The 23,912-nt window shown below is 35.8% G+C and carries 26 protein-coding genes and 2 tRNA genes; 13 read left to right on the top strand and 15 right to left on the bottom strand.

The genetic code is table 11. The features are described 5' to 3' along the window. The first annotated feature begins 17 nt into the window (after window positions 1-17). Together CHSO_RS15560 and CHSO_RS15555 are read left to right on the top strand one after the other, a co-directional pair. Complete coding sequence (locus tag CHSO_RS15560; protein WP_045497839.1) at window positions 18-956, top strand: helix-turn-helix domain-containing protein; 939 nt, start codon at window positions 18-20, stop codon at window positions 954-956. Between the two features lie 88 nt (window positions 957-1,044). After that, window positions 1,045-1,809, top strand: coding sequence for an SDR family NAD(P)-dependent oxidoreductase (locus CHSO_RS15555; RefSeq protein WP_045502669.1), 765 nt, complete (start codon window positions 1,045-1,047; stop codon window positions 1,807-1,809). 85 nt (window positions 1,810-1,894) lie between these two features. Here CHSO_RS15555 and CHSO_RS25985 read toward each other — a convergent pair whose 3' ends face one another. The 5 genes from CHSO_RS25985 to CHSO_RS15545 form a co-directional block, all read right to left on the bottom strand. Next, entirely contained in the window at window positions 1,895-2,068 is a 174-nt protein-coding gene (locus CHSO_RS25985) for a hypothetical protein (protein ID WP_171817653.1), read from the bottom strand. A gap of 307 nt (window positions 2,069-2,375) precedes the next feature. Beyond that, entirely contained in the window at window positions 2,376-2,528 is a 153-nt protein-coding gene (locus CHSO_RS25980) for a hypothetical protein (RefSeq protein WP_171817652.1), read from the bottom strand. 27 nt (window positions 2,529-2,555) lie between these two features. Then, window positions 2,556-2,750: a bacteriocin gene (locus tag CHSO_RS15550; protein WP_045497837.1), complete on the bottom strand. Its 195-nt coding sequence runs from the start codon at window positions 2,748-2,750 to the stop codon at window positions 2,556-2,558. 30 nt (window positions 2,751-2,780) lie between these two features. Further along, entirely contained in the window at window positions 2,781-2,951 is a 171-nt protein-coding gene (locus CHSO_RS25975) for a hypothetical protein (protein WP_171817651.1), read from the bottom strand. 164 nt (window positions 2,952-3,115) lie between these two features. After that, window positions 3,116-4,264 carry a methionine aminotransferase gene (locus tag CHSO_RS15545; RefSeq protein ID WP_045502666.1) on the bottom strand — a complete coding sequence of 383 codons (1,149 nt, stop codon included), beginning with the start codon at window positions 4,262-4,264 and terminating at the stop codon, window positions 3,116-3,118. A gap of 366 nt (window positions 4,265-4,630) precedes the next feature. Between CHSO_RS15545 and CHSO_RS15540 the strand changes: the two genes are divergently transcribed. The 8 genes from CHSO_RS15540 (at window position 4,631) to CHSO_RS15505 (ending at window position 14,053) form a co-directional block, all read left to right on the top strand. Next, window positions 4,631-5,173: a DUF2867 domain-containing protein gene (locus CHSO_RS15540; RefSeq protein ID WP_045502663.1), complete on the top strand. Its 543-nt coding sequence runs from the start codon at window positions 4,631-4,633 to the stop codon at window positions 5,171-5,173. A 175-nt stretch (window positions 5,174-5,348) separates the two neighbouring features. After that, the gene (locus CHSO_RS15535) at window positions 5,349-7,238 is read left to right on the top strand and encodes a DNA topoisomerase IV subunit B (protein WP_045497833.1); all 1,890 of its coding nucleotides are present in this window, start codon (window positions 5,349-5,351) and stop codon (window positions 7,236-7,238) included. Between the two features lie 83 nt (window positions 7,239-7,321). After that, window positions 7,322-7,741 carry a hypothetical protein gene (locus tag CHSO_RS15530; RefSeq protein WP_232509079.1) on the top strand — a complete coding sequence of 140 codons (420 nt, stop codon included), beginning with the start codon at window positions 7,322-7,324 and terminating at the stop codon, window positions 7,739-7,741. A gap of 8 nt (window positions 7,742-7,749) precedes the next feature. Next, on the top strand, window positions 7,750-10,341 hold the full coding sequence (locus CHSO_RS15525; RefSeq protein WP_045497831.1) for a DNA gyrase/topoisomerase IV subunit A: 2,592 nt from the start codon (window positions 7,750-7,752) through the stop codon (window positions 10,339-10,341). Between the two features lie 34 nt (window positions 10,342-10,375). Further along, window positions 10,376-11,017 (top strand): rhomboid family intramembrane serine protease, encoded by a 642-nt coding sequence (locus tag CHSO_RS15520; RefSeq protein ID WP_045497830.1) that lies wholly within the window; start codon window positions 10,376-10,378, stop codon window positions 11,015-11,017. A 33-nt stretch (window positions 11,018-11,050) separates the two neighbouring features. Next, window positions 11,051-12,139 (top strand): helix-turn-helix domain-containing protein, encoded by a 1,089-nt coding sequence (locus tag CHSO_RS15515; RefSeq protein WP_045497827.1) that lies wholly within the window; start codon window positions 11,051-11,053, stop codon window positions 12,137-12,139. A 160-nt stretch (window positions 12,140-12,299) separates the two neighbouring features. Further along, the gene (locus CHSO_RS15510) at window positions 12,300-13,085 is read left to right on the top strand and encodes an SDR family NAD(P)-dependent oxidoreductase (protein WP_045497825.1); all 786 of its coding nucleotides are present in this window, start codon (window positions 12,300-12,302) and stop codon (window positions 13,083-13,085) included. After that, entirely contained in the window at window positions 13,082-14,053 is a 972-nt protein-coding gene (locus tag CHSO_RS15505; RefSeq protein ID WP_045497823.1) for an NAD-dependent epimerase/dehydratase family protein, read from the top strand. Before CHSO_RS15510 ends, CHSO_RS15505 begins: the two co-directional genes overlap by 4 nt. Window positions 14,054-14,104: 51 nt before the next feature. Here CHSO_RS15505 and CHSO_RS15500 read toward each other — a convergent pair whose 3' ends face one another. The 7 genes from CHSO_RS15500 to CHSO_RS15470 form a co-directional block, all read right to left on the bottom strand. After that, window positions 14,105-15,646 carry a lectin-like domain-containing protein gene (locus CHSO_RS15500; RefSeq protein WP_045497821.1) on the bottom strand — a complete coding sequence of 514 codons (1,542 nt, stop codon included), beginning with the start codon at window positions 15,644-15,646 and terminating at the stop codon, window positions 14,105-14,107. A gap of 7 nt (window positions 15,647-15,653) precedes the next feature. Then, window positions 15,654-16,226 (bottom strand): hypothetical protein, encoded by a 573-nt coding sequence (locus CHSO_RS15495; RefSeq protein WP_052480744.1) that lies wholly within the window; start codon window positions 16,224-16,226, stop codon window positions 15,654-15,656. Window positions 16,227-16,790: 564 nt separating this feature from the next. Next, the gene (locus CHSO_RS15490) at window positions 16,791-17,150 is read right to left on the bottom strand and encodes a DUF4180 domain-containing protein (protein WP_045497819.1); all 360 of its coding nucleotides are present in this window, start codon (window positions 17,148-17,150) and stop codon (window positions 16,791-16,793) included. Between the two features lie 45 nt (window positions 17,151-17,195). Beyond that, complete coding sequence (prmC, locus tag CHSO_RS15485; protein WP_045497817.1) at window positions 17,196-18,044, bottom strand: peptide chain release factor N(5)-glutamine methyltransferase; 849 nt, start codon at window positions 18,042-18,044, stop codon at window positions 17,196-17,198. Next, window positions 18,045-18,803 (bottom strand): peroxide stress protein YaaA, encoded by a 759-nt coding sequence (gene yaaA / locus CHSO_RS15480; protein WP_045502658.1) that lies wholly within the window; start codon window positions 18,801-18,803, stop codon window positions 18,045-18,047. It abuts the gene before it with no gap. 4 nt (window positions 18,804-18,807) lie between these two features. After that, window positions 18,808-19,521 (bottom strand): CPBP family intramembrane glutamic endopeptidase, encoded by a 714-nt coding sequence (locus CHSO_RS15475; RefSeq protein ID WP_045497815.1) that lies wholly within the window; start codon window positions 19,519-19,521, stop codon window positions 18,808-18,810. A 48-nt stretch (window positions 19,522-19,569) separates the two neighbouring features. Continuing rightward, window positions 19,570-20,181, bottom strand: coding sequence for an L-threonylcarbamoyladenylate synthase (locus CHSO_RS15470; protein ID WP_045497812.1), 612 nt, complete (start codon window positions 20,179-20,181; stop codon window positions 19,570-19,572). A gap of 101 nt (window positions 20,182-20,282) precedes the next feature. Here CHSO_RS15470 and CHSO_RS15465 point away from each other — a divergent pair. Together CHSO_RS15465 and CHSO_RS15460 are read left to right on the top strand one after the other, a co-directional pair. After that, a tRNA-Met gene (locus CHSO_RS15465) sits at window positions 20,283-20,355 on the top strand. 38 nt (window positions 20,356-20,393) lie between these two features. After that, a tRNA-Met gene (locus tag CHSO_RS15460) sits at window positions 20,394-20,466 on the top strand. 549 nt (window positions 20,467-21,015) lie between these two features. Here CHSO_RS15460 and CHSO_RS15455 read toward each other — a convergent pair. The 3 genes from CHSO_RS15455 to CHSO_RS15445 form a co-directional block, all read right to left on the bottom strand. Further along, a complete protein-coding gene (locus tag CHSO_RS15455; RefSeq protein ID WP_045497809.1) occupies window positions 21,016-21,822 on the bottom strand; it encodes a class I SAM-dependent methyltransferase in 807 nt (268 codons plus the stop codon). A 54-nt stretch (window positions 21,823-21,876) separates the two neighbouring features. Next, window positions 21,877-22,134 carry an Ada metal-binding domain-containing protein gene (locus tag CHSO_RS15450; protein ID WP_045497806.1) on the bottom strand — a complete coding sequence of 86 codons (258 nt, stop codon included), beginning with the start codon at window positions 22,132-22,134 and terminating at the stop codon, window positions 21,877-21,879. Between the two features lie 151 nt (window positions 22,135-22,285). Then, entirely contained in the window at window positions 22,286-22,999 is a 714-nt protein-coding gene (locus CHSO_RS15445; RefSeq protein ID WP_045497803.1) for a 2OG-Fe(II) oxygenase, read from the bottom strand. A gap of 196 nt (window positions 23,000-23,195) precedes the next feature. On the opposite strand from CHSO_RS15445, the gene CHSO_RS15440 reads away from it, so the two are divergent. Then, window positions 23,196-23,642: a GNAT family N-acetyltransferase gene (locus CHSO_RS15440; RefSeq protein WP_045497800.1), complete on the top strand. Its 447-nt coding sequence runs from the start codon at window positions 23,196-23,198 to the stop codon at window positions 23,640-23,642. Window positions 23,643-23,912 lie beyond the last annotated feature (270 nt).

Below are 23,912 nucleotides of genomic sequence, written 5' to 3'. Positions count from 1 at the left end.
TTTACAACCGATTGATTATGGAGAAAATAGCGCATTCCTCATTAGAAGATTTTTACAGGGAAATGACTGCCAAGCTCGGTAAAAGCCTGGAAGATATTTTTCCCAAAGGACTCCATAAAGACCTCGGGCATTTTAACGTGTTTGATATAGCACAAACTATTGAACGAATAAAAACTACTTCCGAAATGCCTTATAACAGGCGGAAGTATTATAAAATAAGCCTAATCAGAGGGAAAAACAGAGCAGAATATGCTGATAAGATCATTTCCATAGAAAAAAACGCACTGTTGTTTGCCACTCCTAAAGTTCCTTACCACTGGATTCCGGAAGATGCACAGCAGTCGGGAAGCTTTTGTGTATTTACCGATGACTTTTTCATGAAAGAAACCTCTTATAATACTTTGGAAAATCTTCCTATTTTTCAGCCGGGAGCCATTCCTGTATTTGAAATTGATGATGAATTGGCAGATGAAATAGAACTTCTTTTTAAAAAAGTAAAAAACGAAATAGATTCAGATTATTTATTTAAATACGATCTGATCAGAAATTATGTCTGGGAACTGATTCATTATGGGCAAAAGCTGCAGCCTGCCACTAAAATCTCTATAACAAAAGATGCTTCCATGAGAGTGGTGTCTTTATTTATAGAATTATTGGAAAGACAGTTTCCCATAGAATCCATAGAGCAGAGATTACAACTGAGAACGGCAAATGATTACGCCGAAAGGTTGTCCGTACACGTCAATTATCTTAATAAAAGACTAAAAGAAAGTACCGGAAAAACTACTACAGAATTTATTGGCGACCGAATTATTCAGGAAGCAAAGATCCTTTTAAGACAAACCCGATGGAATGTTTCAGAGATATCCTATACGCTCGGTTTTGAAGAAATAGCCCACTTTTCAAACTTTTTCAAAAAGAAAACATCATTTACACCTTTAGAATTCCGTTCATGATTTGAATTTCGCAAATTTCGGATTGATTCAGGTAAATCTTTTCTGCTGTAAATGTTTCAACTTTGTATCAGTAAAAACAACCAAAAATATGGAAACAAAGACAAAAATAGCATTAGTAACCGGAGGCAACAGAGGTTTGGGTAAAAATTCAGCCCTTAAGATCGCTGAAAAAGGACTGGATGTTATCATTACGTATAGAAGTAATAAAGAAGAAGCTGAAGCTGTAGTTCACGAAATCAAGGCAATGGGCAGAAACGCTGCAGCATTTCAGTTGGATACAAAAGACCGTAAAAGTTTTGATGCATTTGTGGAAAAAGTTACCAGCCATCTGAAAGAGGCTACGGGAAATTCACGCATTGATTATCTTGTCAATAATGCAGGAACAGCTTTATATTCGCCCATTACAGAAGTTACAGAAGAGCAGATGGATGATATGATAGACATTCATTTCAAAGGTGTGTTTTTCTTAACTCAAAAACTATTGCCTTTCATTAATGATGGTGGAGGAATTATCAATATTTCTTCAGGATTGGCAAGGTTTGCAACACCTGGCTCTTCAGTCTACGGATCAATAAAAGCAGGAGTGGAAATGCTTACAAAATACATGGCCAAAGAATTGGGATCCCGAAAAATAAGAGCCAATGTGATCGCTCCGGGAGCCATTGAAACAGATTTCGGTGGTGGAAGAGTAAGAGATAATAAAGAGATCAATGAAATGGTGGCTGGTGCTACAGCTTTGGGAAGAGTAGGACTTCCTGATGATATCGGTGGAGTAGTTGCTTTCCTTTGTACTGACGCCGCCGGATGGATCAACGGACAACGAATTGAAGCTTCAGGAGGAATGTTTTTATAAAAAAGTATTAAGTCTCAGTATTTTAATTGATAGAACAAGAGCCGGTCATATGAACCGGCTCTTTTATTTTTATAATTATTGAATATCAATCAATTGGATCTACGGGTGTTGGTGGTTGACATTCTTTTTCTCTGCATCCTGGCCCATAATAATAACAGCGGTCTCCGTAGATTTTACATCTTACGTCTCCTCCTCCTGTGATCATTTTCAGCTCATTCTTAGCCAATTTCTTTCCTTTGTTTACATTTTGTTTGTTCATGGTTTTAATTTTTATGAATTTGTTTATTTCACTAATTTAAGAAAAATAGTTAAATAGTCGTATGGAGATAACTAAAATACAATGAGTTATATGTTTCATGGAGCTTTGTAGGAGGAAATTTCTTAAGATTTTTTTGATAAATATTCAATCGCTCTTTCCAATATTTTCGACTTCTTGGCGAAACAATAGCCCGATCACATTTCATGCTCATTTTTTTTTGTAAAATACTTTTTTGCTGATTTAAAATATTTAAAAAGTCTATCTCAAACAAGATAGACTTTTTAAATATAACATAAAGGTTGTCGAATTAAGGTGTTTTGCACTCCGGCTCCCCGCAAAATCTTCCGTATTGTATGCATTCTGCATAGCCTTCCGGTCTGCAGATTCTTAATCCGCCTTTAATCGTACTCAATTGTTTTTTATTCAATTTTCTTCCGTTAAGTTGAATTTTGCTTTTCATAGTTTAGATTTTATAAATGGTTTGTTATTAAGGTCTGCATATTTTTTGTCCACAATAAGGAGAAATCATAGCACAGCCGTTCTCATCAACATTTGAATGACATGGCTCCATATGCGGAAGGCAGATCTCCTGAGCAGGCATACAGTTCAGGAGACCTCCTGCAATGGTTTTTAATTCTTTTTTGCTTAGTTTCTTTGCTTTTAGAGATGTTTGATTTTTCATATAGTGGTATTGAGATGTATGGTTGTAAAATTAATTCCAAGGTTCTATTGGCTGGTCTGGTTTACATTGATCTTCGGCACACTTCGGATGATATTGTCTGCATCGTAGTGAAGGATCCAGGCACATCAAAAGACCTCCATTGATGCTTCTTAGCTCTCTTTTATTAAGTTTCTTTCCTTTTAATAATGTTTTGCTTTTCATGATTCTGATTTTTAATGAGTTAGTTATTACGAATATATGAAAAGTTTCAATAGTAAATCACCTATTGAAGAAAAAAATATATACTATGTTCTTGTTTATCTCTGAAAATGAATGTATTCTCTAATGATAAGTTGAAAAATGCTTCCTGAGTATTTTGAAAATGATTATATTTTTGAAAGATTTTCAATGGCTCTCTCCAATGTTTCCTGCTTCTTGGCAAAACACAATCTGATGACATTTTCATTGATCTTGTTTTTGTAAAATGATGAGAACGGAACACTCGCTACTTTATGATTAATCGTCAGTTCACTAGCGAAATCAAAATCATTTTTATCCGAAATCTTAGAGTATTTTACTGCCTGGAAATACGTTCCTTCACAATCCAGGAGCTCAAAGGACGTTCCGGAAAGTCCTTTTCTCAGAAAATCTCTTTTCTCCTGAAAGAATTGATTCAGATGAAGATAATGGTCATCATTTTTCATATACTCTGCCAAAGCAAGCTGAATAGGAGTATTCACACAAAAAACATTGAATTGATGCACCTTTCTGAACTCATCTGTTAAAGCTTTGGGAGCTGCACAATATCCTATTTTCCAGCCTGTAACATGAAAAAGCTTTCCAAATGAAGCCACAAGAAGACTTCTTTCCCTGAGTTCAGAATATTTACAGATGCTTAAATGCTGTTTTCCATCAAAAACAATATTTTCATATACTTCATCACTTAAAATAAGAATCGAAGTCCCTTTTACCAATTCAATCAGTTCTTTAATATCCTCTTCTTTTAATATTTTCCCTGATGGATTGTTGGGATTATTAAGAATGATCATTTTGGTATTATCGCTTATCAGACCTTTTACAGCGGTCCAGTCGATTTGATAATCCGGAGCTTTCATTTCAAAGCGTTTTACAATACCTCCGAAAAGTTCAACGGTAGGCTCATAACAATCGTAGGCTGGTTCAAAAATAATCACTTCATCATCTTTTTTGATAAAAGCAGCAATAGTAGTGAAAATAGCTTGGGTTCCTCCTGCGGTAACCGTTATTTCCGTATCAGGATGATATACAGCCTGATGGCTGTTTTCAATTTTTCTTGCAATTTCTTCCTTTAAGCCCATCATTCCGCCCAAGGGTGCGTATTGATTAAAACCTTTTTTCACAAAGTGATCTACATTATTTAATAATTCGGAATCCGGCATAAAATCAGGAAATCCTTGAGAAAGATTAATCGCTTCATTTTCATTGGCAAGCTGTGTCATTTGGCTGAAAATAGTAGTTCCCACATTGGAAAGTTTCGATAAAGGAAGTTGTATCATAAAAACAGATTTTGTTGATACCGAATTTAATGAATTATTTAAAACGCTGTTCATTTAAATATTTCTATTATTATCAATGTATCTAATGTTGTAAAAATTATTTTTTTAGACCCCGTGATTACGGGGTTAAAGTATCTGTGTTATTAGCAAAATCTGTGAGAATTTTTTAGGTTGAAATCGCAATGACGCAAGGAAGTATTCAAAAAAACACTGGGTTTCCGCATTTTTCCAATCTATCTTCATCCTATTTTTAACCATTAAAAAATAACTTTAAACAGTTGTTTAAAAAAATGTAACTTTTTGCTTTTAAATATGTTCGGTGATGCTTATATTTGTTATGCTTAAAATAATATAAACCCAATGATCATGAAAATTAAGAAGATTGAGTTTCCGGCAAAATCCATTTTGGCGCAGGGAAAAGAAAAGTTTGATTATGCAGATAGCTTTGCAGGCGGACTGGTAGGAAATGGGCAGAATTTCGATATTACTCAAATCGGTAAAGCTTTTTTTACAAGCGGACCCACATGGGGGAAAAAAATGTTTGCTTTCAGAAACAAGATGGTGGGATTGTTCGGTTTAAAAACAGGAGCAGAGACCGATCCTATAAAAGAAGCCGACAATTTTAGCTGTGAAGTAGGGGAGAGCGTAGGTATTTTTAAGGTTTTTAATAAAACCAGTAATGAGATTGTTCTTGGTGAGGATGATAAACACCTGGACTTCAGGGTTTCCCTTTTATTTGATAAAAACCAGGGTGGGCAGGATGAAAATTCTTTAACGATTTCCACTACGGTTAAGTTCCATAACTGGCTGGGAGTATTATACTTTTTACCGGTACGTCCTTTTCATAAACTCATTGTTCCGGCAATGCTGAAAAATATAATAGGCAAACTGGAAGGTACTCAACAGTAATTTCAGAGGGTAAATGTAGGAATAATGACATTTATCCTTTATTTCTTGTTCAATTAAGTCTACTTTTTTGTGATACGAATCCTGATTTAAGGAAGAATGTTGATAAAAAAATGAAAACTAAAATTCGGATAATTTTGGACAATTTCGTACTTTTGTATGTTTGCTGAAATCATATATGTCACAAGAAATAAATCCAACCTACTCCGAAGAGAATATTAGAACCCTCGATTGGCAGGAACATATCCGTCTGCGTCCCGGCATGTACATCGGGAAGCTAGGGGACGGGGCCTCTGCCGATGATGGTATTTACATTTTGCTTAAAGAAATCCTGGATAACTCCATTGATGAGTTTAGGATGAGATCCGGAAAAAGAATTGAAATAAAGCTGGATGACGGCAAGGTTACTATTCGTGACTTTGGTCGTGGAATTCCGCTGGGAAAAATGGTTGATGCCGTTTCCAAAATGAATACCGGAGGTAAGTACGACAGTAAGGCGTTTAAGAAATCTGTCGGATTGAACGGGGTGGGTACAAAAGCTGTAAATGCCCTTTCAGAATATTTCAGAGTACGTTCTTTCCGTGATGGAATGATGAAAGCGGCAGAGTTTTCCCGTGGTATGATCAAAGAAAACTTTGATGAAAAAGAAACTTCAGACAGAAACGGAACTGAAATTTCATTTATTCCCGATGGTGAAATCTTCCTGCATTTCAAGTATAGAAAAGAGTATATCGAAAGAATGCTCCGCAACTATGCATACCTGAACCCGGGACTGAAAATATTATTCAATGGCGAAACCTATTTTTCTGAAAATGGTCTTAAAGATCTTTTGGAAGAAGAACTGGAAAGCGATATTCTGTATCCGATCGTTCATTTAAAGGATGAAGATATTGAAGTTGCCATTACCCATTCTGATAAATCACAGACGGAAACGTATTTTTCATTCGTTAACGGACAGAATACTACACAGGGTGGTACTCACCTTAATGCTTTTCGGGAAGCATATGTGAAAACAATCCGTGAGTTTTTTAATAAAAGTTTTGATGCTTCTGATATCAGAAAATCAATCATTGCAGCCATTTCCATCAATGTGGAAGAACCGGTTTTCGAATCTCAGACCAAAACAAAGCTGGGATCTAATGATATGGGACCTAACGGGCCAACCGTAAGAACCTTTATTATTGATTTTCTAAAAAGTAAGCTGGATAATTTCCTGCATAAAAATCCTGAAATAGCAGAGGGAATTCAAAGGAAGATTCTGATCTCTGAGAGAGAGAGAAAAGAGCTTTCAGGAATCCAGAAGCTGGCAAGAGAAAGAGCTAAAAAAGTATCACTTCATAACAAAAAACTGCGTGACTGCAGACAGCATTATAACGATCAAAAAGCTGAAAGAAAAGGAGATACACAGATCTTTATTACCGAGGGAGATTCCGCATCCGGATCAATCACGAAGTCAAGAGATGTAGAAACACAAGCGGTATTCTCATTAAAAGGAAAACCTCTGAACTGCTACGGATTGACGAAGAAAGTGGTGTACGAAAATGAAGAATTTAATCTCCTTCAGGCTGCTTTAAATATTGAAGAAAGTTTGGAAGACCTGAGATACAATCAGGTAATTATTGCAACCGATGCCGATGTGGATGGAATGCACATCCGTCTGTTGATGATTACATTCTTCCTGCAGTTCTTCCCGGATCTGATTAAAAATAATCACCTTTATATCCTTCAGACCCCATTATTCAGGGTTAGAAATAAAAAAGAAACAAGATATTGCTACTCAGAAGCAGAAAGAGTAAAAGCCTTGAATGATTTAGGAAAAAATCCTGAAATTACCCGATTCAAAGGTTTGGGAGAGATTTCTCCTGATGAATTTAAGCATTTCATAGGAAAAGATATCCGTTTAGAACCGGTAGTAATAGGAAAAGATCAGACGATAGACCAGTTACTGGAATTTTATATGGGGAAAAATACACCGGACAGACAGACTTTCATTCTTGAGAACCTAGTAGTGGAAGATGATACTGACATAGATAAAAAACACATTCTTAATGAAGTAAGCGGCCAATAACTGATGGACACCAGATAAGAATCACAATGAGATTAAGTAACCGTAGTAAAACATCATTTTATAACTTTATAAACACCCTATTAATGATGATAGCAGTGTTTGGAATCGTAGGATTTTTAGCCAATGAATACAGATTTAATGTGCTAGGAGTCGAAAGCTATTTGATGATAATTATTCCCATATTATTACTAGTAATCTTTCATCTTAACGGGCGACAGATTTTTGAATACGACAGTGATGGTGAAGCACTGCATTTTAAGAACAGGAATATCATTCCTTTTTTAAACAAACCTCTTCACGATGAATTTCCAAAATATAAACTGGTAAAATATGACGTAATCAGTATTTTCTTCATCAAAAGACTATACATTACCGTCTCGAGTAAGAATAATGGGTCTACCATTCTGAAATATCAGATTTCTTATTTAACAAGAAAAGAAGTAAACGATTTAAAACTCTCTCTAAATAAAGTTGTAAAAGCTAATAAAGAGAAAAAAGATTAATATAACAGATGACGACAGAAGAATATTCGCATGAGGGTGAAAGCTTGAAGAAGGTTTCCGGTCTCTATAAAGACTGGTTTCTGGATTATGCTTCCTATGTAATTTTGGATAGGGCGATTCCTTCGATATATGACGGGTTAAAGCCTGTTCAGCGAAGAATTATGCACTCTATGCGAGAACTGGAAGATGGCCGTTACAATAAGGTGGCCAACATCGTGGGAAATACTATGAAGTATCACCCTCACGGGGATGCTTCCATTACAGACGCCATGGTGCAGATCGGGCAGAAAGAATTGCTGATCGATACTCAGGGAAACTGGGGGAATATCTATACAGGAGATTCTGCTGCTGCCGCGAGGTATATTGAAGCAAGACTAACCCCTCTAGCATTAGAAGTAGTCTTTAACCCGAAAACTACAGAATGGACAAAATCCTATGACGGCAGAAATAACGAACCCATTGATCTTCCGGTAAAATTCCCTTTGCTTCTTGCACAAGGAGTGGAAGGAATTGGGGTAGGACTTTCCACAAAGATCCTTCCGCATAACTTCAATGAGCTTATTAACGCTTCTGTAGCTTATTTAAAAGGAAAGAAATTTGAGATTTATCCGGACTTTTTAACGGCCGGTTATCTGGATGTATCAGAATACAATGATGGACACAGAGGCGGAAAGGTAAGAGCCAGAGCTAAAATCACCCAGACAGATAAACATATGCTGGTGATCTCTGAACTTCCTTATTCCAAAACAACGAGTGATCTGATTGATTCTATCCTAAAAGCGAATGAGAAAGGAAAAATTAAGATCAAGAAAATTGAAGACAATACGTCCGATAAGGTTGAGATCCTGATTCATATTCATAATGATGTGTCGCCGGATAAAACAATTGATGCCTTGTATGCCTTTACAGACTGTCAGGTAACAATTTCTCCGAATGCCTGCGTGATTGTGGGTGATAAACCAATGTTCATGAATGTGTCTGATATTCTGAAAATGAATACGGATCACACGGTGTCATTGCTGAAAAAAGAGCTTGAAATAGAACTTCATGAGCTTCAGGAAAGCTGGCATTTCTCTTCATTGGAAAGGATTTTCATCGAAAACAGGATCTATCATGATATTGAAGAAGTGAAGACTTGGGAAGATGTTCTGAAAACTATTGACAAAGGATTAAAGCCTCATACCAAACATCTTTTAAGAGCGGTAACAGAAGAAGATATTCTAAAATTAACTGAGATCAGAATCAAGAGGATTTCAAGATTCGATTTAGATAAATTTAAAGAAAATATTGCCTCTCTTGAAGGAAAAATAGAGCAGGTAAAACACCATCTTGCCAATCTGATTGCGTATGCTATTGAATATTATCTGAATATCCAGAAGAAATACGGAAAAGACAAGCAGAGGAAAACAGAACTTAGAATCTTTGATACCATTGATGCAACTAAAGTAGCTGTTGCCAATGAGAAGTTCTACGCCAACTTTGAAGAAGGCTTTATCGGAACTTCACTGAAAAAAGATCAGTATATGTTTGACTGTTCAGATATTGATGATATCATTACTTTCAGAAAAGATGGTAGTATGAAGGTGGTAAAAGTGGAAGCCAAAACATTTATCGGAAAAGATATTCTCCACGTTGCCGTATGGAAGAAAAACGATAAGAGAACAGTGTATAACATGATCTACCGAGAAGGCAGGGAAGGACCTTATTATATGAAGCGTTTCTCTGTAACAGGTGTAACAAGAAATACAGATTATCCGCTGGCTTCAGACAAGAAAGGCTCAGAAACATTGTATTTCTCAGCCAATCCGAATGGTGAAGCGGAAACTGTTACAGTTCTTTTAAAACCCAATCCGAGAATCAGAAAGAATAAAATGGAGATCAATTTCTCTGATCTTGCTATCAAGGGACGTGATTCCAAAGGAAATTTGGTAACCAAATATGCCGTGAAGAAGGTAGACCTTAAAGAAGAAGGTGTTTCTACACTGGCTCCAAGAAGAATATGGTTTGATGATACGGTAAGAAGGCTGAATGCTGATGCCAGAGGTACTTTGCTGGGCAGTTTCAAAGGAGATGATAAAATTCTAACAATCAATACCAATGGAGAGGTAAAACTCGTTTCTTTTGATTTAGGAAACCGTTTTGATGATGAATATCTGGTATTGGAAAAATGGAAGCCTGAACAACCTATTACGTGTATTTACTATGATGGAGAAAAGGATATTTATTTCATTAAAAGATTCTTATTGGAGAATACTGTAAACATACAGACCTTCATGCCATCTGAGCATCCGAAATCATTTATAGAGAATGTAATCGTAGCGAATGATGTAACGGCAGAAATTATTTTTGCCAAAGATAAAGGGAAAGATCGCGATCCGGAAACCATTAATATAGACGAATTCATTGCTGTAAAAGGAATAAAGGCGATAGGAAACCAGTTTACGAAGTTTAAAGTAAAAGCCATCAATATTACCATTCCTGAACCTGTAGAAGAGGAACCGGAAGTATATGAAGATCCGGAGCCAACCGGAGATATGGATGAAGAAGGCGGAATTATCGGAGATTTGTTCCAGGAAGACGGAGCCAATGAAACTGAATAAAACGTATACTTAAGAATAAAATAAAAAATATCAGATGGATATATTGGTTTTGATTATTATTGCGGTCACTTGTGTATTTAGTTACATGGGATTCAACAATACGGCTTTATTTGAAAAATATAAATTCAATGTGGGAGCCATTACCAACCGCAAAGAATATATAAGGCTGATAAGCTCTGCATTTTTACATGCAGATTTTATGCACCTGTTTTTTAATATGCTTTCCTTATACTTCTTTCAGGGAGTGGTGGTTCATTTCTTTGGAGAAATTGGATTCTTAATTATTTATTTTGGATCAATGATCCTTGGAAACTTATTCAGTTTACAGATTTATCAGAAACAGCCTTGGTATTCCGCCATCGGAGCCTCAGGTGCCGTTTCGGGAATCATTTTTGCTTCCATAGCCATGGCACCGAATGAGATTAGCGTGAATTTCTTACCGGGATGGTTATTTGGAACTTTGTATTTCGGATATTCAGTATACATGATGCTGAATCCTAAGCAATGGGACAATCTGGGCCACGCGGCTCACCTTGGAGGAGCCTTTTTTGGGCTAGTGTACTCTATCATACTGCATCCGCAGTTGGCTATGACTAATATTTTATACCTTGGAGTCATGTCATTACCGCTGATTTATCTGGGATACCAAATTTTTGTCAGGAAGCGAATCGGATAAAAAGACTATTTTTAATCTAAAATATCAAAACCAGTGAACACATCAGAATTAAACAGTTTCATCGTGATACTTATCTATGGTTCATTGGTTTTGCTTTCTCTACTCAACATTGCCAATCCTTTAATGGGTAACAGGAAAGCCAATTTCTGGTTTGGAATCTTTCTCTTTCTCTGGTCCACATTCTGGTTAGATGAGATTCTTTTTCTGATCACCGGTTCGCCCATTGAGTTTCACTCCTTATTTCCGGTTCGGATCGTACAGTATCTTACTCCCATCTTTTTTTATTTCAGCGTATTATTTTATACCCATCCTTCTTTCAGATTTAAAATAACAGATGTAAAGTTTCTGTTGTTGCCCGTAATATTCGTGATATGTCTGGTATTGATTAGATTAGGTTATACCAATCCTTTTGAGTCTTTAAGCATCATTCTTATCTTGTTTCAGGCCTTGTTTTATACCTTACTTTCTTATATCACCATCAGAAAACATCAGCGAAAGATTCAGCAGTTTTCTTCCAATACCGAAGGAATCAATCTAAACTGGCTAGAATACATTATTCTTGTGATTCTAGCTGTGAATATTATCTATGTAGTGTACAATCTGTTTTATGACCCCAAATCATTAAACTTCTTTATTAATGCTGTATTTCTGTTTGTTATTTACTGCGTGGGCTATTATTCTTTGAAACAGAAAGAAATTTATCCATTGGAAGAAAAACAGCGTGAAGAATTAATCTCTATTCAGGATGATTCTGATTCTGTAGACGTAAAAAGAAAGCTGATGCCTAATGAAGAGCTGGAAAGAATCAAAACACAGCTTGAAAATATTATGGAAACACAGAAACCTTATTTGGACAGTGAACTGAACCTTATTAAGTTGGCTGAAATGGTATCTGTTTCTACTCATCATTTATCCTATGTGATCAATACCGGCTGTCAAAAGAATTTTTTCCAATACGTGAATGAGTTCAGAGTTGAACATGCTCAACAGCTTCTTAAAGATTCCGAGAGTAAATTATCCATTCTGGGAATAGCCTACGAATCAGGGTTCAATTCCAAGACTTCTTTTAATACTACTTTCAAAAAAGTGACCGGGCAAACCCCTTCCGAGTTTAAAAAATAAGTTCCGGTTTATAAACTTTTACTTATTAATCGTATTTAATTAATTGTATATCAATTTGTTGGATTGTTTTTGTTTTTTAATTGAAAATAGGTTCGTTCAGATAACCCGGAACATTCGAAGGACATTTCCACGATAGCTTTGTACTGTAAAATTTAATCTTATGGATACCAAAGAATCATATGCTGTGGTTACAGGAGCGAGCCAAGGGCTGGGAAAAGCTTTTGCTGAAAACCTTGCAGAGAAAAACATCAATCTTATTCTGGTAAGCCTTCCCGATCAGAGTTTAAAAGAACTTTCCCGGGAGCTTGAGGAAAAGTATCATATAAAGGTCCATTGCTATGAAGTAGACCTTTCTGTTAATGAAAATGTGATGAAGCTTACAGAATGGCTTAACTCGTCTTTTAATATTTATATTTTAATCAATAATGCAGGTCTTGGAGGAACGAAAAAGTTTACGGAGGCCACTTCGGACTATATCAACGCGATTTTGCAGGTTAATGTCACCGCCACATCGCTTATCACTCATCAATTACTTCCTAATCTTTTAAAGCAACCTAAGGCTTATATTTTAAACGTTTCAAGTATGGCAGCATTTTCTCCAATAGGATTTAAGACGGTATACCCCGCTTCCAAAAGTTTTATTCATTCCTTTTCAAGAGGGCTTTATGAAGAATTAAAGGATACCAATGTTTTTGTAAGTGTTGTGAACCCCGGAGCGATGAAAACCAATGCTGATGTTTGTAAAAGAATCGAAGAACAAGGCTTTTGGGGCAGGCTGACGCTTTTAAATCCGGATAAAGTAGCAGCTCGTTGTATTCAGCAGTTATTTAAAAAAGATTCCGTAATTATGGTCAATCCAATAAGCTGGCTGGTGATGAAAATTCTTCCGATATGGATTAAACTTCCCCTGATGACCCAAGCTATAAAAAGAGAGATCAAAGCATGAAAAAAGTTTTTGTAACCGGAGCTACCGGGCTTCTGGGAACCAATATTATCATTAAATTATTACAAAATGGTTATTCTGTTATTGCTCTGGTGCGCCAGAAAAGCAAGTATCTGGGCGAAGAAAATGAAAACCTGAAGCTGATTGAAGGGAGTCTATCTTCTGATCTTTCATCATACCTTACAAATATTGAATGTATTATTCATATAGCTGCAGAAACGAGCCAGAACCTGATTCGTTATGAAGACTATAAAAAAATAAACTATGATATCACTGTAAACTTGTTTTCCCAAGCAGAAGCCTGTGGAATAAGAAAGTTTCTGTTTATAAGTTCAGCCAATACCATTGGATATGGAAGTGAAAAACAACCGGGAAATGAAAAAGAGCTTCAAAAATATCCTTTTACAGACTCTTTTTACGCACAGAGCAAGTTGGAGGCTGAAAATTATCTTTTAGAGAACCATAAGAATACGGAAATCATCATTCTGAATCCTACCTTCATGATTGGAGCTTATGACACAAAACCCAGTTCCGGGAAACTGATCTTCTGGGCCTGGAAAAAGAAGCTGATCTTTTACCCTAAAGGAGGAAAGAATTTTGTTCATGCAGAAGATGCCGCCAATGGAATCATGAGTGCAATAGATAATGGGAAAAATGGAGAAAAATACTTATTAGCCCATCAAAATTTAAGTTACAGAGAGTTTTTCAGCCAGATCAATAGGATAACCCACCAAAACCCTACAATGATTCCCATTCCTAATATGTTGCTGAATATTTTAGGTTGGGTAGGAGATATCCTGAGAAAAGTAAAGATTAAAACCAATCTCTGTTCTTCTAATATGAAAGCACTTCAGATCCGAAATTATTATTCTCATCAGAAATCAGTGGAGGAACTCGGGATTCAATACCAGCCTATTGATAGAGCGATCGAAGATGCTGTTCAGTATTTTATGAAAAGCAATAGGAATTGATTTTCATTTCGTTAATAAAAAAACCAGCTTTTAAAAGCTGGTTTTATCAAATTATTTTGTTATGGTCTGAGTTACATTTCTGTTGGAAATAACGCAGGCTTTGCTACAGTTATTTGTACTTGAAATATTAACCTGTACCAGTGCCGGCAATGACCTGTATTCTTCCTTATTATAAGGAGCTTCAGTACCATTGCTTCCACCTCCTTTAATATCATATTGAACCTGGGCAACTCCGGTAAATCCACTCGCAGGCCTAAAAGAAAGCGCTCCGGTAGTGGATGAATAAATCCATGTTCCCTGGCTGTTGGTATAAACACCCCCTGTTATATTCGGAATCACAGCTCCATTGTTATCTAAAAATCGGAATGAATTAAAATCAAGGTTATTATATGAAAGTGTTGGCGGATTTTGGCCACCTGCTGAAGAATAAGCCGCATCATTAAGCAAAGGATAATAGGTTGACTTAATTCCCGGGCAACCTGCAAACAGGTCATCCGTTACTTCGGCAGCGTAAGGTCTTGTAACGCCTAAGTTTTTCAGTAAATGGATATTTTTGGCAGCTCCTGTAGAAGCAGCAAACCCAATTCTGAAAGTAGAAGGAGCTGAAGTATCCAGAGTTCTTACCGTAGTATTGGATATAGTAGTTTCAGTATATTTCAGAGAAGTTGGGTAGTAATAATTATCAATCACTTTCTCTTTCACGTTTCCGTGTTGTATTTCCAGGGTTATATTGTAACCGCCGGCAGGATTGGGAACCAAAACGACATATGCTTTACGGAATCTTATATCATTTTCATTTTGAGGAATTGTAGTTCCTCCGCTTTCAATACTGAATTGCTGAAGAGTCGTGTTTTTAGTGCCAATATATTTTCCGGTGTTGGTGTCCAGATAAGCAGATCTATTGTTACTGGAAGGGGAAGCATTGGTGGCTATACTATAAAGCAATGGGTAACCATTATATCCTGCAGGTTCAGCCGACGATAGATATTGGTTTCCACGCTTACCTCTTAAAGAAACATTGCTTCGCGCATTGGCTAGTGTTACTCCAAATATTCCATTTCTGACTCTTTCACTCTGGTTAAAGCTTGTTTTAAAATTTCCAAATTCATCCAGTCCTATTCCAAGATAAGCTCCTCTCAGTCCTTCCGTGGACTCTCGCCCTCGTACAAAACTATATCCTAATCCTCCTCCAAAATATCCGAGATTAAGCTGATCTTTAGGAATAGATCCGTCTACCAGGAATATAGAAATACCATCTCCTCCGTTAGTATTTCCACCATAAATGGCAAATTCAAATTCAAATTTAATTCCCTGATCACTTTTGAAAATCTTATCAGCCAGGATCACTCCTCCTGAAATGTTATTTACGCTGCGGGTCAGTCGTAATCCGTCTGTTGTAAAGGTTGCGTCATTCTGGACACCACTTGTTGCTACTTTATAAGCTTCCTGAGGCTGTAACCCCTGTGTAAAGTTGACAAAATATGGATATCCGGTTCCCTGTTCATTTTGCGCCTGAATATTTTGGACGAAAATGAGTAAGAAAAAGATAAGTAAAAACCTTTTATAGTGTACAATTGAGGTACTTTTTATCATAGCTCAATTATTTGACAACAAAAACAATATTGATAAAAGAACAGTCTGTAGCAGCTGCTTTTACATCATACTTCATTACACCATCATCAGAAATAGTAATATTACTGAATACATTAGGATCAGCATCAGTTACATAATAGTAAAGATCTTTGCTGGAAGGGAAAAAAGGAATGGATGCAGGGGCACTGGTACTTTTTGCTTTTGGAGATCCGAACTGAGTTTTATACAGTGAATATAAATCTTTAGTTCGGCCAGCTGCCGTGGTAGAAGTATCAAAAGAAACACTAGGCATGTAAAACATTTTTACAGCATTATTGCTAATACATAGCCAATCTGGACTGGTGGGCGTTCCCACATTCTGACTTAAACACTTCTTATCAGTATCATAAATAAGAAGTGAGTTGGCCGGTTTGGAAATAGCATCTCTTTTTGCAGTAGTAAGTCTTGGAATCAGCATTCCTTTATCTTGACTGTAAATATCAAGGGCTGCACTGCCGTCTGGCGTGGGTGTGTTAATCCCAATCTGTGCAAATGAAAATGAACTTACTAAAACGATCGGTAGAAATAATTTTTTAATCATGATGTTCTTAAATAATTTTTTATTTGGGTATTTTATGTTTTTTTTAGTGGTTATGTTTTTAGTTAGGACAATCTTCAGGAGGCTTAGTTCCAAAAAGGAAATAAGTATCTCTAACAGTTCATTGAAACAATGAATTGTTATGTTCAAAAAATGACATAATGAGGCCTTTTATTTCAAAAGCCAATAACAGATATAACAGTGATGTCTCATAGAGAAACATGCTCTGTTTAACTGGAAAGCCGAAAAAATGAATTGAGTTAAGTGACCGTGTAAGCCCTTAAATAAGTAAGATTCATATTCCCTCGTGTTTTTTGTAAATATACGAATAAAATACTTGTAGGCTTGCTTTTAGGAGGCTAAATTTTAATTTATCCTCAATGATTAATTTAATTATTATATTTTAGTTTAAAATTTTATATAATTAATAAATTATTTAGATTATTTTTAATGTGTAAATCTTTATGTTTTATTAAAAGATCTAAAAAAAAGCCATATTGACGTGTATAAATTGGAGAAAATATTGGGAAAATTCTCCTTTTTTTATCTAAAGAACTGAAAAATAGTCTAGTTTGAAAAATTAGCCAAAGCTTTATCCAACGTTTCTACAAAATTAACATGTCCGGTTTTATTACTTTCCAAGATGAAATCCTTCATGCTTTTGCTTTCATACTTGCTGAAATCTCCAACAATCGTCAATCCGATACGGTAATTAGAGAATTTTTGCAGAATTTCTCCTGCAATTTTGGTTTTCAGATCAAAGAAATCAGGAGTAATATTTTTTTCATAAACAATTACTTTATCGAACCCCTGATAATAGATATTTCCCATCAGATCCAGTCCGTCTTCTGCAGATTGAATGATGATTTGATCCGAAGAAACTTCAGCAATTTTTATATTTCCAGCATTGTGTGGTTTAATGACCATGGTTTCTAAGATGTAAGGTTATGTTTTTATGAGAGATAAAATTACTTATTTTCTGCCATAAATAAACCGGTCATTTTCAGATAAGTCTTTCAATAAATGTGCGTTGGTGAAATTTTGATACAATTCTAAAGTTTCAGGACCTAACTTTTGATTGATTTCTAAAAATATAAGGCCATTGTTTTTCAGGTGTTCTCTGGAATCCTCTGCAATTTTTTTGTAAAAGATCAAAGCATCAGAAGTAGGAGAGAATAGTGCCATGGTAGGTTCAAATCCCTTTACAGAATCTTCAATCTCTGTTTCTTCCTCAATACCTATATAGGGTGGATTAGAAATAATAACATCAAATTCTTCGGTTAGCTGCGTATTCAGATAATCAGCATGAATAAACTGAACATCAAGATGATGATAAATTGCATTACGTTTTGCCGTTTCCAGAGCCTTTTCAGAGAAATCTATAGAAGAGACTTCTGCTTCCGGAAAATGTTTTTTCAAAACCAAAGGAATCACACCGCTTCCCGTACCAATATCAAGAATCTTTAATCCCGAATTTTTATTTTCTAAATTTTGAATCTCACGGATTGCTATTTCCAAAAGTTCTTCTGTTTCAGGACGCGGAATTAAGACATGTTCATCTACAAAAAATGACATTCCATAAAACTCTGTTTCCCCAAGAATCTGTTGGTAAGGTCTTCCGGTTTTTAATTCAGAAATCAGAGAACACAACTTTTGTTCATCCTCTATCAGAAGTTCCTGTTCTGAAAATCTTCTCTGCTCAAACGAGTCAAAGCCTACTATTTTCTGAATAAATATTGAAGCTAAAAAAGTACTTTCCGACTCAGTATAAAGGTCGGAAAGTTCTGCTTTGAAGTATTTTTTTAATGCTGATATTGTCATTTATCTTGTGAAAACCAGTTTTGTATCGGTAGATTTTTCTTCATCAATTCTGTATCCTTCGTAGTTGAAAGCCTTTACATCCTCCAAGGTCTGAGCATTGGTTTCTGCACAGAACCTTACCACGAGACCTCTTGCATGCTTGGTATAGACTACAATCGTTTTCAGTTTACCTTCTTTCAATTCATAAAAATCAAAATCAATCACCTTATGATTTAATTTTTTTCTGTCGATAACCTTTCCATATTCATTGCTGGCCAGATGAAGCAGGATTTCTCCTTTTTTCATTTCAGTGTTCAGCTGTTCAGTAATCTTTTCTCTCCAGAATTCATATAAGTTTTTGTACTGATCGAACTCAAAGTGACGACCCATTTCCAGCCTGTAAAGCATCACTTTATCAGATGGTTTAAGAAGGCCATATAATCCGGAAAGTATTCTGTAGTTTTTTTGAAGATAATCTACAGCCGTTTTGTCAAGTGTTTTGGCATCTAATCCTCTGTATACTTCCCCTGTAAAGGCAAACATAGCAGGTGCAGATTCTTTAGCTGTAGGTTTTGATTTCCATTTTTGATTTCTTTCCCAGTTTTCATCAGCCAGCTTTGGCGATATTTCCATAAGTTCGGAAAGATACTTTGGTGATTTTTCTTTTAAATAAGTTTGTATAAAAGCTGCGTTTTCAATGAATTTAGGAGTCGTGGATTTCAACAGGTCCGTTGAGTTTTCTACATTCATTAATTTGGCAGGTGATGTTACAATTTTCATAATGTTAAAATACAGATAAATGTTTAAAATCAATAAAATTCATTGCCATCAGCGTGACAAAGTCAATCATAAAATGACAGACAATAAGAATTTTAATATTTGAGTATATTTTATAAAACATAGCAAAAACGACTCCAATAAAGAAAGGTACTACGACCTGACCAATGGTTCCGTAAGTGCTGTGCAGAATTCCAAATAAGGCGGCAGAGACTAAAACCCCAGCCAATGGACTGTTGTATATTTTCTCAATCCTGGGTTGTATATAGCCCCGCATCAGAAGCTCTTCTACAGCGCCGGCTGTAAAACATGTAAAAATAATTAAAAAATAATCATTTTTAAAAAGGGTGGTGAATTGCAAAATTTTGCTGCTATCTTCTTTATGAATTGCAAACTGAATTATTCCATTCAAAACAGTACCTCCAAAGACACAGACAAGGTATAAAACGATTACAGCCTTTATGTTGAATGCAATAGAATACTTCTTTTCTGCTTTAAGTAAAAAAGAACCCTTTTCAATAAAAAGACTGTAGAGAAACATGATGAGTAAGACAGTCCATAGGGCAATTCTGCTGATTGAGAAAGTATTTCCCGTAACAGTCTTTGCACCTGTAATCATACTGATAATAGGGAAAACATAAAGCATCACTATGCCTAGAAGCACAAATGTCAGTAGAATTCCTAAAGAATATTTTCCATTAAGCCCCATAAAATCGATCAACCATAACTGTTATGCTACACCAGAGTCTTAGACATCAAAGATTTTGAATTAAATAATTCCTTTTCCCTGACGGATCACTTCAGGTTCTCCGGAAGTAAGATCTACAATGGTTGATGCTACGTTATCTCCATATCCGGAATCAATAACGATGTCTACTAAATGATCATACTTTTCAGCAATTAGCTCAGGATCTGTAGAATACTCGATGATTTCATCATCATCTCTGATGGAAGTTGAGGCGATAGGATGTCCGAGTTTTTCAACAATGAGCTGAGGAATCGGATGATCCGGTACACGGATACCAATTGTTTTATGTCCTTTATAAGCTAAAGGTAAGCTTTTGTTCGCTTCAAGAATAAATGTAAACGGTCCCGGAAGATGGCTTTTCAGGAATCTGAAAACTGAAGTGTCAATAGGTCGTGTAAAGTCGGAAAGATGACTCAGATCATTACAAATTATTGAGAATTTTGACTTTTCCAGCTTTAATTTTTTCAGTTGAGCAAGCTTTTCCATGGCTTTTATATCAAAAATATTACAGCCAAGGGCATAAATTGTATCGGATGGATAGATAATCAATCCGCCATTATTTAATGTTTTAATGACTTCATTCACAAGATTTTCCTGTGGGTTGTCGGGATAAATTTTTAATATCTTTGCCATAAAACAAAGATACAAATAATAAAATAGTTTTCATAAAAGTCCTTTATTTAAAAGAAAAATTAGGATTTGTGAAAAATATTCGTACCTTTGCAATCCAATATCGCGGGATGGAGCAGTAGGTAGCTCGTCGGGCTCATAACCCGAAGGTCATCGGTTCGAGTCCGGTTCCCGCTACTAAGCAAGTGCTTTCGGTAAGCACTCTAAAAATACACCGCGGGATGGAGCAGTAGGTAGCTCGTCGGGCTCATAACCCGAAGGTCATCGGTTCGAGTCCGGTTCCCGCTACTAAACTAGAGAAGTAATTTGATATTGCTTCTCTTTTTTTATTTCCTGTTGTTAAGCTTTTCACCTATTTTACCAGATGATATAAGTTGATAGATACCTCTACCAGCGTCTTTGTCATTGCGAGCAAAGCGAAGCAGTCTCAACGTTGAAACATGTTGGAAATCGCAAAGTTGCTAAGCTTTTTAAATGCCTGCTGTAGTATGGCGCAAGGATTTTATCTCCGATAAAATTGAATATAGATAAATTTTCCCACAGATTTCACTGATTACACAGATGTTTAAGGGAGCTTTTGATTCCTTTTTAATGGCCACGTACCGTTTTATAAAAAACTCTCGCGGATTTTGCAGATGACGCAGATATCTGAAAAAAAATAATCGCCACGAATGCACAAATGATTTTGTTTACACATAAAGCCTATGTGTCTTAAAAAAAGATACAAAGGTACATAGGCTTTTAAAACTTATTTATTCGTGCATTCGTGGCAAAAAATATGGGTCTGTGTTTCTAGCTCCAAGAATACTGGGGGTATCTTTGGAAATTCAGAAGATATTAATCATTCTTCTTCGTAGCCACCACAGAATAAACCATAGGAATTTTGTCTTCCAAATGGGAGATTCTATACTTTTTAGGTTCAAACTCAACGGTTCCGTTGAAACAATTGTAAGGAGAGTAATCAAATTCATCAAGGCTGTTGATTTCTAGCCCGTTTTTGATAAGACTGTTCATTACTTCGCTTAATCCATGGTTCCACATCACATAAGATTGGTTGATATCGGCGTTTCTGTCTGCATAAGTTCCGCTTTCAGTTTCTACGATGGCTCCCGAATTAAAATATCTGTATCCTACAGTTTCAAAATTGTCATCAAACATCCAAACTACAGGATGGAATTCAACAAATATGAATGTACCGTTAGGTTTTAAAAAGTGGGTAATGACTTTTGCCCATTTGTCTAAATCCGGTAACCAGCCAATGGTTCCATAGCTTGTAAAAACAATATCAAACTGTTTATCCAGATGATTAGGAAGATCATAAACGTCACTGCAGATAAATTGGGCATTTGAATTGGTGCTACGCGCCAATTTTTGGGCACTTTCAATAGCTTTATCAGATAAATCAATCCCTGTAACTTCAGCTCCAAGCCTGCTTAGTGAAATGGTATCCTGCCCAAAATGGCATTGTAAATGTAAAACCGATTTTCCTTTTAAATCTCCTAATAGATTCAGTTCAATATCATTTAAAGAGTTTTTTCCTTTCAAAAATCCATCCACATCATAAAATTCAGATTTTAAATGGGATTCGGTTCTGTTATTCCATGAGTTTTTGTTAATTTCTATATAGTTATTCTCTGGGTTCATTTGTAGTTAGTTTTTAATGGATATGAAAGCTACTAATTTACATAAAATTTATGTTTATTTTAAATGATAAATTTGCTGTAATTTCCACTGCTGATATTCATCTCTCATACAATGAGCACAGGGACGATACCCATTTTGTAAAGCTTCAGATTCATCAGTAAAAAAGATTCGGTTGTCTCTTTTCATTCTTTTTCCTGATCTACAGTCAAGCAATCCGTAGATTTTCAGGTTTTTATTTCCACCCAAACGAAGTTCTCGTTTTCGGATTTTACTTCTTAGTTCAGAATCTGAGAGTTGTAAGTGTAGCATCATATTTTAGTAAGTAAGCTGGAGGCTGGAAGAGGGAAGTTCTTGAAGCCTGAAGTTTGAATATTGCTGCATTGTAATCAATTGGATTAAATGGGTGTTGTAAATTTTCTGTCTACCATTAACTTCCAGCCTCCCGCTTCCATCTTCCTTTCCCCTAGTTTTCCGCATCATGGAAAATAATTCCCAAGGCATAACGTTTTCCTGTTTTCACTTCACTTACACCATGTTTCATGTTTATCCTGTAATATCCTTTTGTTCCTTTTTCAGGTTTAAAATTGGTGGTAAATATAAGAACATCTCCTTTTTTAGGTTTTAAAACAAGGACTTTGGATTGTGCTCTTGGAATCTGCTGGGTAAGGACAAACTCACCACCTGTAAATTCATGTTCAGACTCGCTAAGCATCAATACGATCTGGATGGGAAAATAAAGCTCGCCGTATAAATCCTGATGTAAAGTATTGAAGCCTCCTTCTCCATATTTCAAAATCAAAACAGTGGTTTTTCGTTGATTGTTAGCATGGCATTGCTGTAAAAAAATCTGATGCTCTAATGGGAAAGATGTATCAATATTTAAAGCTTTGAACCACGTGTTAGCAATTGGAGCAAGATGCGGATAAATATTGGTTCGTAGGGTCTGAAGTAATTCCGGCAGTGGATAATTAAAATATTTATATTCACCTAGGCCGAAACGATGCCGCGCCATTACAACAGTTTTGCGATAGCCTTCAGGTTGATCATAATCGGAGACCAATTGATTACATTCATCATTTGATAACAGATTGGGAAGAATGGCATATCCGTTTTTATGCATAGATTCTGTAATAGACTGCCAATCTGTATTTTCAATTCTTTGGAGTAGATCTGTCATTGTTTGGGTTTTATAGAGCAAAGTTCTGAAGTTGTAGGGTAGTATAAAATCCAAAACATGCGGTATTTTGGATATTGGGAAATGTTTTTAAAACTGGGTATTGGCTTGCTGGACTATCCTTATAACTTAAATCTGGATGGTAAATATAGTCCTGTTTAAAGATACTTTTGCAGTGTTAATTAAAACCAATATAACAATGAATTACATGATTAAAAAAGCAAGTCTCGAAGATCTTAATGAAACTGCAGAATTGTTTAATCTTTATCGTATTTTTTACAGACAGGAATCTGATCTAGAAAAAGGAAAAGCATTTCTTAAAGAAAGATTTCTGAATAGTGAGTCAGATATCTTCCTTGCATGGATAGATGGAAAAGCAGTGGGATTTGTACAACTTTACAAACTGTTCCATTATACTAAATTACAAAAACAATGGCTGCTGAGCGACTTATTTGTACACCCTGATTATAGAGGAAAAGGACTTTCAGTAGCATTAATTGATCGAAGCAAACAATGGTGTGAGGAAACAGGAGCTTGCGGACTAATGCTTGAAACTGAGAAAACCAATGAAATCGGGAATACACTATATCCTCGTTGTGGATTTGAATATGACGGATTACACAATTACTACCACTGGTGGAAATAGACAAAAGATGAAAGTTGATAATTCTATTTTTTCTGCCATTAGTTATTTATACGTAATGATGAGTAGTATTATTTCTACAATTACCGACATTTAATTCTACAGCTATTCTTTTATGGGTAGAGTGCAGAGTCTTATTTTTGTACAGCTCTTATAGATCAAGGGTAGGACAGTTGATTCTATAGAGTTTATGCAAATTATCTCCGCCTTGATTTCTACTTTTTCCCCAGGTTTTATGATTAGTACCACAAAACTGCTTTTGGCGGGGATTTT

This window comes from Chryseobacterium sp. StRB126 (genome assembly GCF_000829375.1).
Classification (GTDB): Bacteria; Bacteroidota; Bacteroidia; order Flavobacteriales; family Weeksellaceae; genus Chryseobacterium.
This window is presented reverse-complemented; position numbering and strand designations above follow the sequence as displayed.